This window comes from Aequorivita marina (assembly GCF_031631895.2).
Classification (GTDB): Bacteria; Bacteroidota; Bacteroidia; order Flavobacteriales; family Flavobacteriaceae; genus Aequorivita; species Aequorivita marina.
The window spans coordinates 34,907-52,011 of the sequence record NZ_JAVMBW020000001.1 but is presented as its reverse complement, the minus strand read 5'-3'; the positions used below and the strand labels follow the sequence as shown (position 1 = coordinate 52,011).

Genomic DNA, 17,105 nt, shown 5'->3' with positions numbered 1-17,105 from the left:
ATTTTACCACAAAGACACGGAGGGCACAGAGAAATAATTCAAAAACTCTAAAATTAAACTTTGAAAATATGTCCATAAAACAAATAGTTTTATTTTCAATTCCGGCCTTGTTGCTATTTCATTTTTCAGCTTTTTCACAAGAAAAGGAACTCGATCCTGAAGTGGTCAATATTGTTAAACCATATACTCCAACAATTTCTGATGCCTTTAAGGTAAAGGAGACGGCCACGTTAAACGACTCGCTCACTACTCCAAAAAAGGAAGTGAAATACAGTATATTTTCTGTTCCGGTGGCGTCAACATTTACGCCTGCCAAAGGAAAGGCTACAACTGTTGAAAAAACGAAGCCTATTAAACGCTACGATAATTACGCTACTTTAGGATTTGGCAATTATACCTCGATTTTAGGTGAGTTGTATAGCAATTTTGAAATCAGCCGTACCGATAATGTTGGTTTTTTTCTTAGGCACAACTCCTCACAAGGTGATATCAAAGACGTGAAACTGGACAATAAATATTACGATACCAGCCTTGATGCAAATTATACCAGTAGGCAAAGAGACGTAACTTATCGTTTTGAAGCTGGGGTGGAACACCAAACCTATAATTGGTATGGGTTGCCTAATGATGACGTGCTTTTTATACCTGAAGCGGACATTAATAACATTGACCCTTTACAAACGTATTTTAGCGGGTATCTTGGCGGAAGCATTGCTTTAGATGATTCATTTTTTAACAGAGCAACTGCTAATGTTAGATACTTGGGCGATGCATTTTCTTCTTCGGAATTTAATGTAAAGTTTAAACCGGAGTTTTCATTTCCATTAGAAAGTCTATCCTTAAAAATAGATGCTGATATTGATTATTTACTCGGAAGCTTTAAGAGAGACTATCAAAATTTATCTGATATAAAATACAGTTATTTGAATGCTGGCTTGTCACCCTCTATCACTTTTGTAAATGATGATCTTACTGTTTCTTTGGGGGTTTCGGGCTATGTTAGTGTTGATGCTGAAAACAGTGAAACTGACTTCTCATTATATCCAAAACTTAATGTTTCGTATCGTTTACTAGATGAAAGTGCAATTGTTTATGGTGGTGCAGATGGTGGCCTAAAGCAGAATAGCTTTTATAACTTTAAGGAAGAAAACCCATTTATTTCACCTACCTTAAATATTTCACCTACAAAAAAACTATACGAAGCTTTCGGAGGAATTAAGGGAATGCTTTCTAATGCCGTGGCTTATAATGCTCGAATTTCTTATGGAAAGGATGAAAATAAAGCCTTGTTTCAGAGAAATGTGCTAAAAACATACAATACAAGTTTTAAGGGGTACGACTTTGGAAACTCTTTTAATGTGGTTTATGACGATGTAAATACATTGGCATTTTTTGGGGAATTGAAAGTGGAAGTTTCCGATATATTTACATTAGGGATTAATGCCAACTACTATAATTATAGTACAGATTTTCAAGATGAAGCCTGGAACCTTCCAGCGTTAAAAGCTTCATTGTTTTCAAATTTCAACATCACCGAAAAGTTATACGGCGGGGCTTCTATATTCTATGTGGGTGAACGTAAAGACTTGTTAACCTCCGACTTTCCGTTTGGTAATACAGACCTACAAACGGTAACCTTAGATGGCTATGTGGATGCCAATTTAAGCTTTGGATATAGATTTACAGATCGGCTTTCAGTTTTCGTAAAAGGAAGCAATCTTTTTGGCGATAATTACCAGAAATGGATGGATTATCCCGTACAGGGAATTCAAGGTTTGGCTGGGGCTACTTATAAGTTTGATTGGTAATGCTGTCAAAATTTTAAGTAACTTTGAAAAAATAGACACAATGAAAACTGCGCTACAAATAGAAGTTACATTCGACCAGATTCTCACTTTGGTAAAAAGTTTGCCAAAAAAGGAAATGATAAAACTGTCGAAGGAATTGGAAAAGGAAGTAATTGATTCAAAATTGTCAAAGTTGCTTGAGGTTTTTAAAACCGACGAACTTCCGTTGGAGACCATAACGGCTGAGGTTGAAAAAGTGAGACAGGATATTTATGACGAAAAAAAGCGTTAAGGTTATTTTTGACACAAATGTTTGGATTAGTTTTCTAATAGGGAAACGACTAGCAGGTATAAAAAAATTAATTACACGTGGTGATATTAAGCTAATTTATACCGAACAATTGCTTGCTGAAATAAAACGTGTAACGCAACGCGCTAGCTTGCGCAAATATTTTCCTGAGAAGAATGTGATTGAACTATTAGAATTTATGGAAACCATTGGTCATAACACTCAAATTGAACCGATCCACTTTATAAATCGAGATCCTAAGGATAATTTTTTACTAGACTTGATCGCTTTTTCTAATGCTGATTACCTAGTGACTGGGGATAAGGATTTATTGCTTCATAACCCTTTCAAATCTGCAAAAATTTTAACTCCTTCGGATTTTCAAAAGGAAATCGCTAATATTGATTATTCTAAAAATTGAACCCGAGCTAAAACTTTTAACTGACCAATGATGAAAAAACTACTCCTGCTACTTCTTGTTGCTTCAATAGCTTCCTGTGCGCCAGATAAAATCCCAGCAGACTTATTAATTAAAAATGCTAAGATTTATTTAGTCGATAAAGATTTCGGCACTGCCAATGCACTAATCGTAAAAGATGGAAAGATTCTAGAAATTGGGCTTAAGCCAGAACTGGAACTCAAATATGAAATAAAGAAAACCTATGATGCCAAAGAGAATACGGTAGTTCCCGGTTTAATTGATGCCCACGCACATTTATATGGCCTGGGGCTTGGACTTCAAAACGTAGATCTGGTAGGTACAACTAGTTTTGATGAGGTTTTAGGTAAAGTTGTGGCCTTTCAAGAAGAAAAACACCAGCCCTATATTGTTGGGCGCGGATGGGACCAAAATAAATGGGACGACAAAAAATTTCCTACCAAATCAAGATTAGATTCCTTGTTTCCAGATACCCCGGTTGCCTTGCGAAGAATTGATGGCCATGCCTTATTGGTAAATTCAAAGGCTTTAGAATTAGCCGGAATTACCGCAGATACAAAAATGGATGGAGGCGAAGTGCTTCTTGAAAACGGCGAACCAACGGGAGTATTGATAGACAGCCCAATGGAACTGGTTAACAAAACACTGCCGCCAACTACGGCCGAAGTATCTACCCAAGCTTTATTAGACGCCCAAGAAATCGCGTTTAAGTACGGGTTGACCACGGTTGATGATGCAGGTCTGGATAGAAATATCATCGAACTTATCGATACGCTTCAAAAACAGGACAAGTTTAAGTTAAGAATGTATGCCATGGTTAGCAATAGCCCTGAAAATGTGGATCATTACCTGCAAAATGGCACCTATAAAACAGACAGACTGAATGTGCGTTCTTTTAAGGTGTATACAGATGGTGCTTTAGGTTCGCGTGGTGCTGCAATGCGCAAGCCCTATAGCGATAAACACAACCATTATGGGGCGATGATAACAACTGAAGAAGATTTGAATATTTTAGCTAAAAAGTTAGCTGCTTCAGAATTTCAGATGAACAGTCACGCAATTGGAGACTCTGCAAATATTGCCGTTTTAAGAGTTTATGACGAAGCTTTAGAAGGAAAAACAGATCAACGCTGGAGAGTGGAGCACGCACAGATAATTCCACCAGAAGGGTTTGCTTATTTTTCAGATAATCACAACATACTTCCTTCGGTACAGCCAACGCACGCTACAAGCGATATGTATTGGGCCGAAGATAGAATAGGAGCCGAAAGAATGAAGGGCGCTTACGCCTACAAAGGACTCTTAGATAAGTCTGGATTGGTAGCGCTTGGAACCGATTTTCCGGTAGAACAAGTAAACCCTATGTACACTTTTTATGCTGCCGTGGCGCGGAAAGATTTAAAAAACTATCCAGAAGGTGGTTTTCAAATGAAAGATGCACTTACTCGGGAAGAAGCCTTGCGAGGAATGACGATTTGGGCCGCTTTTTCGAATTTTGAAGAAAATGAAAAAGGAAGTATTGAAGTCGGGAAATTTGCTGACTTCACAGTTCTTGACAAAGATATTATGGAAGTTGATGAGGCCGAATTACCAAATACAAAAGTAGTGGCAACCATTGTTAATGGTGAGGTAGTTTATGAATTAGAGTAAAACGTTGCGCGCTCTGTGACTTTGGAGTGCGAAATTTAACCGCGAAGGCACAGCGATCGCAGAGGGGATTTTGAAGAATTTGTAAACTCTTATTTGATCAACGTAATCTGCGCCAAATAATCAAAGTTATCACCACGGGAAATTACCTCAAAACTGAGGTTGTTCAGGTTACAAATATTTTCAAAAGTTCTTTCATCTAGATACAACCACTCAAAAGACTCACTTTCCAGGTTTTTATAACGCATGGTAAATTCCAATTCGCCATAATACCGATCTGCGGGAACCAGTATTCCGCCTTCTTCGGTAGCGTCGTACATATATTGTAAATCGCTTGAATCAATTAAAATTTGACCATTTGGCTTAAGTAGAGACTTCAAGTGTTTCAGGTATTTTGAAGTGTTTTCTAGGTTTTGAAAAATCCCGGTTCCGTTCATCAATAACAGAATAGAATCAAATTTTTCATCTTTCAATTGAAGTAAATCGATATTTTTTGCGTTTTTTACTCCGCGAAGTTTACATACTTCTATGGCGCCTTGTGAGGTGTCAATTGCCATTACTTCAAGACCTTTTTTCTGAAGATAAAGCGAATGACTGCCAGCCCCACAACCTACGTCCAGGGTTTTTCCTTTTGCGGTTTGTAATGCCGTTTGTTCAATTTTTGGCATTGTTTTAAAGCTTCTAAAAAGATAGGGTAGTGATAATTCGTCTTCTTCCGAAATATTGGTTTCGGTAATTATATCTTCGGAATACTTCCCCTGGTGAAAGTCCAATAATGCGGTGCCAATGATGTCTGTCATAGTTTTGTGAATAAGCAAAATACTTCAATGCGAAAGTATTGTTTTCTTCTTTACGGAGACGTTTTTTTTAGTAGCTTTCAACACTGAACTTTAATACGCTTGTGATTATTTACTGAAGTTTTTAGAATATTATTACAACGAAAAGAAGTAAAAGCGCGTCTATCATAGTAGTTTTGTATCTTCTTGAGAAAATTAATATTTTAAGTTAGCCGTGTCCGACTAAGATATAAGACCGCTGCGTATTCTATGATTAAAAAAAACATACTTTTTAATTGATAAATTTTGATGCTAAGTATAATAGCATGCTGTCATTAAATAAAAATATTCTAATTGCCTATTATCTTTGACTCAACAAATTTTCTCACTCTTTTAATCGGACACTAATGATTTTAAAAGCTAAAAAATAGAACCTCTGTGGCCTCTGTCTCTCCGTGGTTTTATTTTACCACTAAAACACAGGCAGCACAGAGAGAACTAAAAATGGAAAACACCTTAAAACAACTCCCGCAAAAAGCAAAGGAAGCCAAAAAGGAAAACAAAAAGTTTTTCGCAAAGCTGAAGAAGAAACCGCCAAAGCATTTAGACACTTTGATGCAGGAATTGCACGAGGATGAATTTGAAAGAACAGACTGCTTAACTTGTGCCAATTGTTGTAAAACTACGGGTCCGCTTTTTACCAATAAAGATATTGAACGTATTTCAAAGCATTTACGGATGAAGCCGCAACAATTTATTGAGGCTTATTTAAGAGTAGATGAAGATAATGATTATGTGTTGCAAAGTGTTCCCTGTACGTTTTTGGGAGCTGATAATTATTGCAGCATTTATGATGTTCGTCCAAAAGCTTGTAGCGAATTCCCGCATACAGACCGAAAAAAGTTTCAGCAAATATCAAGCCTGACGATGAAAAATGTCGCTATTTGTCCAGCGGCTTTCAATATTGTAGAAGAGATGAAACGAAGGTTGAATAAGTAGCAGTTTTCAGTTGCAGTAGGCAGAAGTGATAGAGCTCTCTGTATTCTCTGTGCCTCCGTGGTTATTTTTACCACAAAGTCACAGAGACCACAGAGAGAAATAGGTGAGATCTAAAGTTGTTCTAATTCTTTTTTAGAAAACTAAGGTGTAGAAATGGAAATTGTCAATCTATAGGAGTCTGTCTACTGCTACTTTCATTAAGGATAAAGCAAGTAATGCGCTCTAATCTTCTCAAAACTCCTGAGTCCCTCTTTCCAAGAATCGCGAATTTCTTCCGCAGACATTCCGTCTTCAATTTGCTGTTGTAAGTTCTTAGTTCCAGCAAGTTTCACAAAAAATGAATTGAAAAAATCCTTCTTTCCTGCCTTACCGACAGGCAAGTTTTCGTTGGCGTTATAGGCATCAATTAACCATTCCAGATTAATCTCACTTAAACGCGGTTCCTTCCGAAGATCTTTTCCATGACAAAGTTCGTTCTTGAATTTCGGGTGTTTTGCCCCATCGTTTGATTGCGGCGTATATTCAAAAGTATATTCCGAAGCTGGCAGACTCGGTGCCCCAAACACCTGAAACTGCATATCGGTTCCGCGGCCAGCATTAACAAAAGAACCTTCAAAAAAGCAAAGGCTAGGGTAGAGGTTGATGGATTTGTTGTTTGGTAAATTGGGTGATGGTTTTATGGGGAGCGAATATGGCGTTTGGTGGGTATAGTCTTGCATTTCAATCACCTTCAATTCACATTGTATATTATTTTTTAGCCAGCCTTCGCCATTAATCATTTTGGCATATTCGCCTATCGTCATTCCGTGTACAATTGGAACGGGGTGCATGCCTACAAAACTCTGATTTTCTTTTTCCAAAATAGGGCCGTCAATATAATGTCCGTTGGGGTTTGGGCGATCCAGAACGATTACTGGGATTCCCGCTTCGGCACAAGCTTCCATAACGTAATGTAAGGTAGAAATGTAGGTGTAAAAACGCGCACCCACATCTTGAATATCAAAAACCATTACGTCAATTCCTTCTAATTGTTCTTTGGATGGTTTTTTATTGCTGCCATAAAGTGAAATCAATGGAACACCAGTTTTTGCATCAATGCCGTCTTTTACATGTTCCCCTGCATCAGCGGTTCCTCGAAAACCGTGTTCCGGTGCAAATACTTTTTTAACTGAAATACCGTTCTTTATAAGATGATCTACTATGTGAAATTCCATATAAAGGGTGTGCTGAGGTGAGGTTTGATATTCTTCATCAGCGATGTCAGCAACCATTGACGTCTGGTTGGCAACAATCCCGATCTGTTTTCCCTTTAATAGACTATGATATTCTGAAAACCTGTTAGCTCCAATGGTAATTTTATCATTTTCATATTTTACATTCTCCATGCTTATTTCTACGGATCCTGTCTTTTCTACTTGTTTTTTATTTTGACTTGTACAAGAAAAACATACTAAAAGCGTTAAGATTAATGTATTTTTGAAAAAAGTTAAGCCCATATATTCTCAGTGAATTTCGAATTTTTCATCGCCCGGCGCATCATCGCTTCCAAGGACTATAAAAGTAGTATTTCGGCACCGATTATAAAAATTGCAATTACTGCAATCGCACTTGGTATAATTATGATGCTAGTTTCCATAGCCACAAGCGTTGGGCTTCAAAAAAAGATTCGCGAAAAAGTTTCTGCCTTTAATGGCGATATTATAATTTCCAACTTCGATACCAATTTTTCCAACGATTCGCAGAACCCTATTTCAAAAAACCAAGATTTTTACCCGGAGTTTAAAAACGTGGATGGTATAAAACACGTGCAAATTACCGCTTCTAAAGGAGGCGTTATTCGTACCGAAACCGATTTTGAAGGCGTGGTCGTAAAAGGCGTGGGTGACGATTATGATTGGACGTATTTTCAGGATTTCCTGGTGGAAGGAAAATTGCCCAATTTTAAGGAAGACTTGAATAGCGAAATACTAATTTCAGAATATCTGGCAAAACGGCTTCATTTGAAGCTGGGAGATAGAGTAACTACCTTCTTTTTGAACGATGAAGTTTCTAAAACCCCGCGTAGTCGTGGTTTCGATATTGTTGGAATTTATAACAGCGGGTTTCAGCAGTTTGATGAACAGTTTATTCTTACCGATATCCGCCACATTCAGCGCTTAAATAAATGGGACGATGACCAGATAGGTTCTTTTGAAGTTTTTGTTGATGATTTTGACGATATTGTTCCCATTGGCAATGCGGTTTACAACGAAACCGAAAGTACGTTGGACACTCAAACAATTCGCAATAAATACGCTTCTATTTTTGAATGGATAGACCTTTTTGACTTCAACGTAGCGATGATTATTGGTATTATGATTCTCGTTGCCGGAATAAATATGATTACCGCACTTTTGGTCTTGATCTTGGAGCGCACACAGATGATAGGAATATTAAAAGCCCTTGGTAGTAGCGATTGGAGCATTCGGAAAGTCTTTCTCTACAACGCCATGTACTTAATTGGTGTGGGACTTTTCTGGGGAAATGTGATCGGGATTGGTTTAATGCTGATCCAGAAATACGGGAAGGTTTTTAAGTTAGATCCGGACACCTATTATGTAAACGAAGCACCCGTTTATTTGCATTGGGACTATATTTTAATTTTGAACGCAGGTACTTTTCTGCTTTGCCTTTTAATGCTTTTGATCCCTTCTTTTATAATTGCGAAAATTTCTCCCGTGAAGGCCATTCGGTTTGACTAATTATGAGTGGAGCGAAGCAATTTTCACGCTGTAAAGTTCCAACTCTAAAAAAAGATGCTGTCATCTTAAAACTTTAACAGATAAATATTCTTATAATCGTTTTTTTTTTTCATTTGTGTCAGAATTTAATTGAAACCTCCATAAAATATGAAACCAATCTTATCAGCACTTATTTTGCTCCTTACTGTAGTTGGTTGCAGCACAGATGATGATTGTGGTTGCACCATTATTTCCTTAGATGTCAATATAGCATTAACCAATGCCGCAGGTGATGATCTGCTAGACCCCGATAATCCAAACTCGTATAAAGAAAGTGCCATTAAAGTTTACCATCTAATAAATGACGAAGAACAACGCTCAGGTGTGGATGATGTTCTGTTTCAGGGGGAGGATGGAACTTATGTTTATACAACATTTGTTAATTATGAAGGCGATGCAGAATACCCAATTACCTATATAGATTGGAGTGAAACGGACAGGGACACTATTAAATCTGAAATCTATAGAACGGATAACCAAACAAGAGCCATTAAAATTTGGTACAACGATGAATTAATGTGGGATGTTGCGGATGGTAGCGCCCCTTATTTTACCATTGTAAAATAAATACTCATTTTTATTTGAAAAGTATTGATTCTTAACCAGACCTCACAGGTTTCAAAAATCTGTGAGGTCTTTTCTTTTCAGCAATAAATTGTACCTTTGCCATCAAACTTCCATGCTTTATTTGCAGGAGTTTTTTCTAAAAAAATCTATGGAATACGCAGAAAATATCTTGGAAACCATCGGCAATACGCCTATGGTAAAAATCAATAAAATAATTGGGGATATTCCCGCTTTGGTACTTGCCAAATACGAAACCTTTAACCCCGGCAACTCGGTAAAAGACCGGATGGCCTTAACAATGATCGAGGATGCAGAAGCAGATGGCCGACTAAAACCCGGAGGAACGATCATTGAAGGAACTTCTGGAAATACCGGAATGGGTCTTGCCCTTGCCGCAATTGTAAAAGGCTATAAAATGGTTTGCGTTATCAGCGATAAGCAGAGCAAGGAAAAAATAGATATTTTAAGAGCCGTGGGAAGTGAGGTAGTAGTTTGCCCAACAGATGTAGCTCCTGAAGACCCGCGAAGTTATTACTCCGTTTCCAAAAGACTTTCAGAAGAAACGCCAAATAGTTGGTACGTAAACCAATACGACAACCCGAGCAATACAAAAGCGCATTACGAAAGCACCGGTCCCGAAATCTGGAAACAGACTGATGGAAAGGTAACCCATTTTGTGGTAGGCGTTGGTACTGGAGGCACCATTAGTGGTGTTGGTAAATACTTAAAAGAACAAAACCCTGACGTAAAAGTATGGGGAATTGATACCTACGGCAGTGTTTTTAAAAAATATCACGAAACCGGTGTTTTTGATGAAAACGAAATCTATCCGTATATCACAGAAGGCATTGGGGAAGATATTCTTCCGAAAAATGTTGACTTCAGCGTAATCGATGGGTTTACAAAAGTAACCGATAAAGATGCCGCAATCTACACCCAAAAACTTGCCAAAATGGAAGGTTTCTTTTTGGGGAACTCTGCAGGCGCGGCGATAAAAGGATTACTTCAACTAAAAGATAAATTCACAAAAGATGATGTGGTTGTGGTGCTTTTTCACGATCATGGTAGCCGTTATGTGGGTAAAATGTATAATGACGACTGGATGCAGGAACACGGTTTTGTGGAAGACGACGTTTAAAAAGTCTAGGCCAACAAACCTGTATTGATTTTATATGGATTTCAAAACAGGCTGGAAGTCTGTTCCACCTGCCTGCCAGCAGGCAGGTTCGTGAAATTTAGAGCCTCCCGCTTGCATCATCATTTTCAAGTAAAGATTGAATTAGTGTATATAAGTGTTATTCGTGGTGTTACTTTGACTCATGTTAGTTAAAGTTTGCAATCCCTAGAGGAAGCGAGTGAGGGGTTTACTTCTTTTAGCGGTGATTACTGAGCATGCTGAAGTATCTTACACTTTAATCGGACACGACTAATTTTAAATGAAGCTCTAAATTCCTCAGGTTCGGCTTTTTCACTTTATATTTGTATATTAAACCTATCAATCTAAGGTTCCCAATGGAACCTGCCTTTTTTTATCAAGAGGTTTAAAAACAAGCCTTATACTTACTGTTGGTCAGGTGGTTCTGTTTTTAATTCTAGTGAGAGGTCATGTGTACCATATATTATGAAAAACGAAGCTCAAAAGTTATTTAGGTTTTTACGTACCAAGCCAGTGCCGGCAAACACCAACGAGATATTGGCGCTAGAACGCACTAAGTTGGCCAATGAGCGTACCTTGCTTTCTTATATTAGATCGTCACTTTATCTGCTTATTGGCGGAATTGGTATTCTGCAGCTTAAGGATTTTGATAATATTCATTGGCTTGGTTATATCGCGTTGGTAGTTTGCGTTATTTTTTTGGCTGTTGGTATTTTCCGTTATGTACTGCTTACCCGCAGACTTTACAAATGGAACCGTATTTTGTTTGTCGATACCATTCCGGAAGAGAAAGGTAAACGCACTGACAGTCAAGACAAAAGAGAAAAGAAAGAGCCGCAGGAAGTGTAATTTTCCGTATCTTTATAGCATACTCCCCTTAAAATTTTTCAAATGAGAGAGGATTTTCTACACTATGTGTGGAAATTTCAGAAATTTGATGTGGGTGAATTTTTTACGTCGAATAATGAAAGTCTGCACATTCAAAACCCAGGGCATCACAACCTCAATTCGGGACCAGATTTTTTTAATTCCCAAATTGCTGTTGGTGGACAGTTATGGGCCGGAAACGTTGAAATTCATTTAAAGTCTTCAGATTGGTATGCTCATGGTCACGAAACAGATGCTGCCTATGATAATGTAATTCTCCATGTAGTTTGGCAGCACGATGCCGAGATTTTTAGAAAAGATGGAACCGTAATTCCCACCTTTGTCATAAAAAAACATGTTCCAAAAAACACCTTATACCAATATCAAAACTTATTCTCCAAAGAAAGGAAGTGGATTAACTGCGAGCGGGATTTTGCCGCTGTTCCTGACTTTACGATTCAAAATTGGTTGGAGCGACTGTACTTTGAACGGCTTCAACAAAAGGAAGTTTTTCTTCTAAAGGAATTAAAAAGTTCAAACAATCATTGGGAAGCCCTGCTGTTTAGAATGTTGTGTAAAAACTTCGGATTAAAAGTGAATGCCGAGTCTTTTTTCAGTATTGCTAAATCGGTTGATTTTTCGGTAGTTGTAAAGTGCAGCCACGGGCAAAAAGACTTGGAAGCCTTGTTTTTGGGGCAGTCTGGCTTGCTAGAAGGAGAAACAGAAGATGCTTACTTTAAGCAGTTACAAGCAAATTACGAGTTTTTAAAGCATAAATTTAACCTACGCAAGGAAGGAGTAATTGCTCCAAAGTTTTTTAGGCTGCGTCCGCCAAATTTTCCATCTATCCGTTTGGCGCAATTGGCCATGCTTTATTATAAAACAAAAAACTTATTTTCCAGAGTAATCGCTATCAACGACGTTCAAGATTTTTATGCGATTTTTAATATTTCGGCAAGCGCATATTGGGATACGCATTATAACTTCGGTGTTTCTTCAACGAAGCGAAAGAAACGGCTTACCAAACAATTTATAGACTTGCTTATAATCAATACAATACTTCCGGTAAAATTCACCCATGCGGTGCAACAAGGCAAAGATGTTTCAGAAGAGATTTTAAGACTAGCCTCCAGTATTTCTTCAGAAAAAAATACTATTGTAAAAAAGTTTAACTCGTTAAAAAAAGTTGCTTTCAACGCAGCCCAAAGTCAAGCACTACTTCAATTAAAAAATGAGTATTGCGATAAGAATAAATGTTTGCAATGTGCCATAGGGAACGCAATTGTAGGTTCTGGATTGAAAAACAACTAAAGTGAAATTCACCGAACTGAAGTTTTTCAGAAACTTGATAATACGTATTAAATATTGTATTTTGCAGCTATGTTACAAGCCATATATTCCTTGCGTTATTATCTAGAGAAACGAGGTTTTTACGTGTCTTCGCGCTTAGCCGATAGATTGGGAATGCGAGCCAAAAGTGTTCGCTTGTTCTTTATTTATGTGTCTTTTGCAACCTTGGGTGTTGGCTTTGCCGTTTATCTTACGATGGCATTTCTCCTTAAATTAAAAGATTTGGTAAACACCAAACGCACTTCCGTCTTCGACCTATAAGAGTTCAAAAAAAGGAATTTTATCCGAAATAGTCAGTTGGTTTTAGGGTATTCATTAAACTTGAAATCATACAAACTTGAATTAAAATTAAGGAATCGTTAACAAGTTCCCTTTGAAATCTTTGAAATTTTGATTTTTTTTAAGCATCTTGCTTTGTTTTATATGATAAAATAGTTTCATCTTAAAAATCCACTATGAAGAAATATCTTCCTTCGCTACTTTCAATTTTAATTCCCTTTTTCACTTTTGCACAAGAAAATACCGCCTCTCAAGAGATAGACGCCGTATTTAAAAAATACACCGGCTGGTTTGTCGATGGTATTTTTTATGAAATACCATTTTCTGAAACCTTCCAAATTCCTTGGGTGCTTATTGTTTTAGTTGGTGGAGCAACCTATTTCACCATATATTTTAAGCTGATAAACTTCACAGGGTTTGTAACTGCGTTAAAAGTGGTTAGTGGAAAATATGAGGATATTGAAAAACACGGAGCAGATACACTTTATGGAGATGTAACCCCAAACGAACAAGAGAATATTGCCGAAACCATTCGCGATGACAGTGCTGATGGTGAGGTTTCGCACTTTCAAGCTTTAACCGCTGCGCTTTCTGCTACGGTTGGTTTGGGTAATATTGCAGGTGTTGCCGTAGCGCTTTCCATCGGGGGGCCAGGAGCAACTTTTTGGATGATTGTGGCCGGTTTACTGGGGATGGCCTCTAAGTTTGCAGAATGTACCTTGGGTGTAAAATTTCGTGATGTAGGACCCGACGGTACTGTTTATGGCGGCCCCATGTATTATCTTAAAAAAGGTTTGGCCGAAAAAGGAATGGGCGGTTTAGGTAAAATACTGGCCGTTGTTTTTGCTATTTTTGTTATTGGTGGCTCTTTTGGTGGCGGAAACATGTTTCAAGCCAATCAAGCGGCAGCCCAGTTTGTCCAGTTGTTTGAACTTCAAGAAACCAGTGCGGCAATTTGGTTTGGTATTGTAATGGCCATTGTTGTTGCTGTAGTGATTATTGGCGGCATTAAGCGTATTGCGAAAGTTACCGAGAAAATTGTTCCCTTTATGGCGGGTATCTACGTCTTAGGTGCCCTTATTATTTTAATAGCCAACTACAATCACATTGGCGATGCTTTCTCCTTAATTTTTGAAGGTGCCTTTACAGGTCTTGGTATTGCTGGAGGATTGGTAGGTGTGCTGATTCAAGGAATTCGCCGTGGTGCATTCTCAAACGAAGCTGGTGTTGGTTCGGCTGCAATTGCCCACTCGGCAGTTCGTACAAAATATCCTGCTTCTGAAGGTATTGTAGCACTTTTGGAGCCGTTTATTGATACCGTAGTTATCTGTACCATGACCGCTTTGGTAATTGTGATTACTAATTTTGACAATAATATTATCCAATATGGGGTAGAGGTTACGGAAGGAGTGGAGCTTACTGCTTCGGCTTTTGACAGTGTGATACCCCACTTTTCAATAGTGCTTACTATTGCTGTTATTATGTTTGCTTTTTCAACCATGATTTCTTGGTCGTACTACGGAATGCAGGGTTGGGTCTATCTCTTTGGAAGAGGAAAAGTTACCGAGCTGGTTTATAAGCTCTTATTTTGTATCTTTATCTGGATTGGATCTGTAATTAGCCTCGGGTCTGTTATTAACTTCTCTGATGCCATGATCTTCGCGATGGTGGTACCTAATATTATCGGGGTTGTTCTGTTAACACCGGTGGTTAGAAAAGAATTGAAACGATATATGGAGGCTATCAAAACAAAACACGAAGCCATTGATGAAGGTATGGAAGATATGTCTAAACATTTATAAAGCGAAAACCTTATGGAATTAAAATCCCACTTCACGTTCAACAAACAGCAACGAAGTGGGATTTTGCTTTTGTTGCTACTCATCATTGGTTTGCTTAACGTGTATTGGTTTTTTGATTTTTCTTCCCTGACAGCACGATCTAAAGAAAATACTTTTGATGCTGCTTCTCCTGAAATTATTGCGGTTCAGAAGGAACTGGATTCTCTTCGGCTAGCGGAAGTTGAAAACAGAAAACCCAAGAAATACCCGTTTAATCCTAATTTTATTACAGATTACAAAGGTTATACTCTCGGAATGACTAATGAAGAAATTAACCGTTTGCATGAATATAGAAAGAAAGGAAACTGGGTTAATTCAGCTGCAGATTTTCAAAAAGTGACCAGGGTTTCAGATTCGTTATTAGCTGAAATAAGTCCGTACTTTAAATTCCCCGAATGGGTGAGCAATCCGAAACCGAAAACGGATTATAACGCTTACAAGACGGAAAAAGGTTTTGTGGAAAAGTCATTTAGCCAAAAAATAGACCTTAATAAAGCATCCGAAGCACAACTACAACAAATAAGTGGTATAGGCGAAGCGCTTAGTAAACGCGTTGTTTCGTATCGTGAAAAACTAGGTGGATTTTCCAGTGATACGCAGTTGTATCAAGTGTATGGGTTAAAGCCGGAAGTTGTGGCGCGCACCTTAAATATCTTCACGGTTAAAACACCCAAAGAAATTATCAAAATGAATATAAACACTGCTTCAGCTTCCGATATTTCAACAATTCCGGGGGTTTCTTTTAATATGGCAAAGAAAATTTGGGAGTTCCGAATTCTTCGTGAAAAAATATCCGACTTGCAAGCACTTGAAAAAATTGAGGGAATGACAGAAAGAAAGTTACAGCTAATTCAGCTATATTTGCGAATAGATTAGCTATAAATAATAGCGAGAAAACAGTTAAAAATAATAGATTAGATAAGAAGTATGGATAAAATGTATTTTACAGAGGAACACGAATTTTTCAGAAAGAGTTTCCAAGATTTTCTTCAAAAGGAAGTAGTTCCGCATATTGAAAAGTGGGAAAAAACTGGAGATATTGAACGTTTTATTTGGGAAAAATTCGGTGAGATGGGGTACTTCGGAATTTATCAATCGGAAGAATATGGAGGTTTGGATCTCGATCTTTTCTATACGGTAATCTTTTTGGAAGAGCTTCAAAAGATAAACAGTGGTGGTTTTGCAGCTGCTATGTGGGCACACGCGTATTTGGCGATGACGCATCTTAAAAAGGAAGCAAACCACGAGCAAAAGGAAAAATACTTGGCACCGAGTATCACGGGCGAAAAGATTGGTTGCTTGTGTATAACCGAACCCTTTGGCGGAAGTGATGTTTCTGGTATGCGTACAACTGCTGTAAAAAAAGGCGATACCTATGTTTTAAACGGATCAAAAACCTTTATTACAAATGGGCTGTATAGCGACTATCTAATTGTTGCCGCAAAAACAGCTCCCGAATTGGGCAATAAGGGCATCAGTATTTTTGTAGTTGATAGAGATACAAAAGGCGTGTCTGCAACCAAACTAGATAAATTGGGCTGGCGCGCGAGCGATACCGGCGAAATTGCTTTTGACAATGTTGAGATTCCTGTAACTAATTTAATGGGAGAGGAGAATAAGGGCTTTCCGTATATCATGCAGCACTTTGCATTGGAGCGTCTTATTATGGGCGTCAATGCCCATGCCCGCAGTGAGTTTGCCTTAGAATATACCATACAGTATATGAAAGATCGCTTTGCCTTTGGCAAGAGTATCTCAAAATTTCAGGCGTTGCGACATCGAGTAGCGCAGTTAGCAAGTGAGGTGGAGGTTAGTAAAACTTTTAATTATGTTACCGCCAAACGATTAAACGATGGCGAATACGTAGTGAAAGAAGCCACAATGAGCAAACTTATATCTACCAAGGTAGCCGATGAGGTCATGACAGAATGCCTACAGTTTTTGGGCGGTTATGGCTATATGGAAGATTACCCATTAGCACGTTTAATGCGTGATAGCAGATTAGGCCCAATAGGCGGCGGAACTTCGGAGATTCTTAGAGAGATCATTTCTAAAATGGTCATAGAAGGGGTTTCGTATAAACCGGCGACCTAAATAATTTTTGAGCATTTTGGAGAAATTCATTTCGATTTGCACCCAAATGCACATTGAAGAAAAAGAGAATAAGGCAGTTACAATGTAGCTGCCTTATTTTTTTCTCTATCCCAAGCTTTGAACTTACTTTAAGCTGGTTATTTACCGCTATTTTGCGGCTTTCTTGTAACAAATATTTGCTCCACAATTCGTGTTTTATACAGTACTTAATATTCAAAATATTTTAAACAATTT

Annotated in this window: 16 protein-coding genes; 14 read left to right on the top strand and 2 right to left on the bottom strand. The window is 38.1% G+C overall.

Translation table 11 applies throughout. The features are described from left to right. Window positions 1-68 precede the first annotated feature (68 nt). The 4 genes from QPK98_RS00205 to QPK98_RS00190 are packed head-to-tail and all read left to right on the top strand — an operon-like array spanning window position 69 to window position 4,165. Complete coding sequence (locus QPK98_RS00205; protein ID WP_310990973.1) at window positions 69-1,808, top strand: TonB-dependent receptor; 1,740 nt, start codon at window positions 69-71, stop codon at window positions 1,806-1,808. A gap of 40 nt (window positions 1,809-1,848) precedes the next feature. Then, on the top strand, window positions 1,849-2,079 hold the full coding sequence (gene vap15, locus QPK98_RS00200; protein ID WP_310990972.1) for a type II toxin-antitoxin system VapB15 family antitoxin: 231 nt from the start codon (window positions 1,849-1,851) through the stop codon (window positions 2,077-2,079). Beyond that, on the top strand, window positions 2,060-2,497 hold the full coding sequence (locus tag QPK98_RS00195) for a putative toxin-antitoxin system toxin component, PIN family (protein ID WP_310990971.1): 438 nt from the start codon (window positions 2,060-2,062) through the stop codon (window positions 2,495-2,497). The genes vap15 and QPK98_RS00195 overlap by 20 nt, the downstream gene beginning before the upstream one ends. A gap of 30 nt (window positions 2,498-2,527) precedes the next feature. After that, entirely contained in the window at window positions 2,528-4,165 is a 1,638-nt protein-coding gene (locus QPK98_RS00190; RefSeq protein ID WP_310991721.1) for an amidohydrolase, read from the top strand. Between the two features lie 89 nt (window positions 4,166-4,254). Here the strand turns inward: QPK98_RS00190 and QPK98_RS00185 are convergent, their stop codons facing one another. Then, window positions 4,255-4,962: a class I SAM-dependent methyltransferase gene (locus QPK98_RS00185; protein ID WP_310990969.1), complete on the bottom strand. Its 708-nt coding sequence runs from the start codon at window positions 4,960-4,962 to the stop codon at window positions 4,255-4,257. A 480-nt stretch (window positions 4,963-5,442) separates the two neighbouring features. On the opposite strand from QPK98_RS00185, the gene QPK98_RS00180 reads away from it, so the two are divergent. Then, window positions 5,443-5,937 (top strand): YkgJ family cysteine cluster protein, encoded by a 495-nt coding sequence (locus QPK98_RS00180; RefSeq protein ID WP_310990968.1) that lies wholly within the window; start codon window positions 5,443-5,445, stop codon window positions 5,935-5,937. Between the two features lie 197 nt (window positions 5,938-6,134). On the opposite strand, the gene QPK98_RS00175 is transcribed toward QPK98_RS00180, so the two are convergent. Continuing rightward, window positions 6,135-7,433 (bottom strand): exo-beta-N-acetylmuramidase NamZ family protein, encoded by a 1,299-nt coding sequence (locus QPK98_RS00175; protein ID WP_310990967.1) that lies wholly within the window; start codon window positions 7,431-7,433, stop codon window positions 6,135-6,137. Window positions 7,434-7,442: 9 nt separating this feature from the next. On the opposite strand from QPK98_RS00175, the gene QPK98_RS00170 reads away from it, so the two are divergent. The 9 genes from QPK98_RS00170 to QPK98_RS00130 all read left to right on the top strand — a co-directional run bounded on the left by QPK98_RS00170 (window position 7,443) and on the right by QPK98_RS00130 (window position 16,871). Then, the gene (locus tag QPK98_RS00170) at window positions 7,443-8,678 is read left to right on the top strand and encodes an ABC transporter permease (protein WP_310990966.1); all 1,236 of its coding nucleotides are present in this window, start codon (window positions 7,443-7,445) and stop codon (window positions 8,676-8,678) included. A gap of 147 nt (window positions 8,679-8,825) precedes the next feature. Continuing rightward, window positions 8,826-9,284 carry a hypothetical protein gene (locus QPK98_RS00165; RefSeq protein ID WP_310990965.1) on the top strand — a complete coding sequence of 153 codons (459 nt, stop codon included), beginning with the start codon at window positions 8,826-8,828 and terminating at the stop codon, window positions 9,282-9,284. 148 nt (window positions 9,285-9,432) lie between these two features. Further along, a complete protein-coding gene (locus QPK98_RS00160; RefSeq protein WP_310990964.1) occupies window positions 9,433-10,422 on the top strand; it encodes a PLP-dependent cysteine synthase family protein in 990 nt (329 codons plus the stop codon). Window positions 10,423-10,905: 483 nt separating this feature from the next. After that, the gene (locus QPK98_RS00155; RefSeq protein WP_310990963.1) at window positions 10,906-11,289 is read left to right on the top strand and encodes a DUF202 domain-containing protein; all 384 of its coding nucleotides are present in this window, start codon (window positions 10,906-10,908) and stop codon (window positions 11,287-11,289) included. A gap of 42 nt (window positions 11,290-11,331) precedes the next feature. Next, complete coding sequence (locus QPK98_RS00150; RefSeq protein WP_310990962.1) at window positions 11,332-12,618, top strand: DUF2851 family protein; 1,287 nt, start codon at window positions 11,332-11,334, stop codon at window positions 12,616-12,618. Window positions 12,619-12,687: 69 nt separating this feature from the next. Next, window positions 12,688-12,918 carry a PspC domain-containing protein gene (locus QPK98_RS00145; protein ID WP_310990961.1) on the top strand — a complete coding sequence of 77 codons (231 nt, stop codon included), beginning with the start codon at window positions 12,688-12,690 and terminating at the stop codon, window positions 12,916-12,918. 194 nt (window positions 12,919-13,112) lie between these two features. Beyond that, window positions 13,113-14,738: an alanine/glycine:cation symporter family protein gene (locus QPK98_RS00140; protein WP_310990960.1), complete on the top strand. Its 1,626-nt coding sequence runs from the start codon at window positions 13,113-13,115 to the stop codon at window positions 14,736-14,738. A gap of 12 nt (window positions 14,739-14,750) precedes the next feature. Next, window positions 14,751-15,653, top strand: coding sequence for a ComEA family DNA-binding protein (locus QPK98_RS00135; RefSeq protein ID WP_310990959.1), 903 nt, complete (start codon window positions 14,751-14,753; stop codon window positions 15,651-15,653). Between the two features lie 51 nt (window positions 15,654-15,704). Then, a complete protein-coding gene (locus tag QPK98_RS00130; protein ID WP_310990958.1) occupies window positions 15,705-16,871 on the top strand; it encodes an acyl-CoA dehydrogenase family protein in 1,167 nt (388 codons plus the stop codon). Window positions 16,872-17,105: the final 234 nt, after the last annotated feature.

Bases quoted from the DNA above. Each gene is read 5' to 3' on its own strand.
- QPK98_RS00205 (WP_310990973.1), top strand. From the start codon at position 69: ATGTCCATAAAACAAATAGTTTTATTTTCAATTCCGGCCTTGTTGCTA.
- vap15 (WP_310990972.1), top strand. From the start codon at position 1,849: ATGAAAACTGCGCTACAAATAGAAGTTACATTCGACCAGATTCTCACT.
- QPK98_RS00195 (WP_310990971.1), top strand. From the start codon at position 2,060: ATGACGAAAAAAAGCGTTAAGGTTATTTTTGACACAAATGTTTGGATT.
- QPK98_RS00190 (WP_310991721.1), top strand. From the start codon at position 2,528: ATGAAAAAACTACTCCTGCTACTTCTTGTTGCTTCAATAGCTTCCTGT.
- QPK98_RS00185 (WP_310990969.1), bottom strand. From the start codon at position 4,962: ATGACAGACATCATTGGCACCGCATTATTGGACTTTCACCAGGGGAAG.
- QPK98_RS00180 (WP_310990968.1), top strand. From the start codon at position 5,443: ATGGAAAACACCTTAAAACAACTCCCGCAAAAAGCAAAGGAAGCCAAA.
- QPK98_RS00175 (WP_310990967.1), bottom strand. From the start codon at position 7,433: ATGGGCTTAACTTTTTTCAAAAATACATTAATCTTAACGCTTTTAGTA.
- QPK98_RS00165 (WP_310990965.1), top strand. From the start codon at position 8,826: ATGAAACCAATCTTATCAGCACTTATTTTGCTCCTTACTGTAGTTGGT.
- QPK98_RS00160 (WP_310990964.1), top strand. From the start codon at position 9,433: ATGGAATACGCAGAAAATATCTTGGAAACCATCGGCAATACGCCTATG.
- QPK98_RS00155 (WP_310990963.1), top strand. From the start codon at position 10,906: ATGAAAAACGAAGCTCAAAAGTTATTTAGGTTTTTACGTACCAAGCCA.
- QPK98_RS00150 (WP_310990962.1), top strand. From the start codon at position 11,332: ATGAGAGAGGATTTTCTACACTATGTGTGGAAATTTCAGAAATTTGAT.
- QPK98_RS00145 (WP_310990961.1), top strand. From the start codon at position 12,688: ATGTTACAAGCCATATATTCCTTGCGTTATTATCTAGAGAAACGAGGT.
- QPK98_RS00140 (WP_310990960.1), top strand. From the start codon at position 13,113: ATGAAGAAATATCTTCCTTCGCTACTTTCAATTTTAATTCCCTTTTTC.
- QPK98_RS00135 (WP_310990959.1), top strand. From the start codon at position 14,751: ATGGAATTAAAATCCCACTTCACGTTCAACAAACAGCAACGAAGTGGG.
- QPK98_RS00130 (WP_310990958.1), top strand. From the start codon at position 15,705: ATGGATAAAATGTATTTTACAGAGGAACACGAATTTTTCAGAAAGAGT.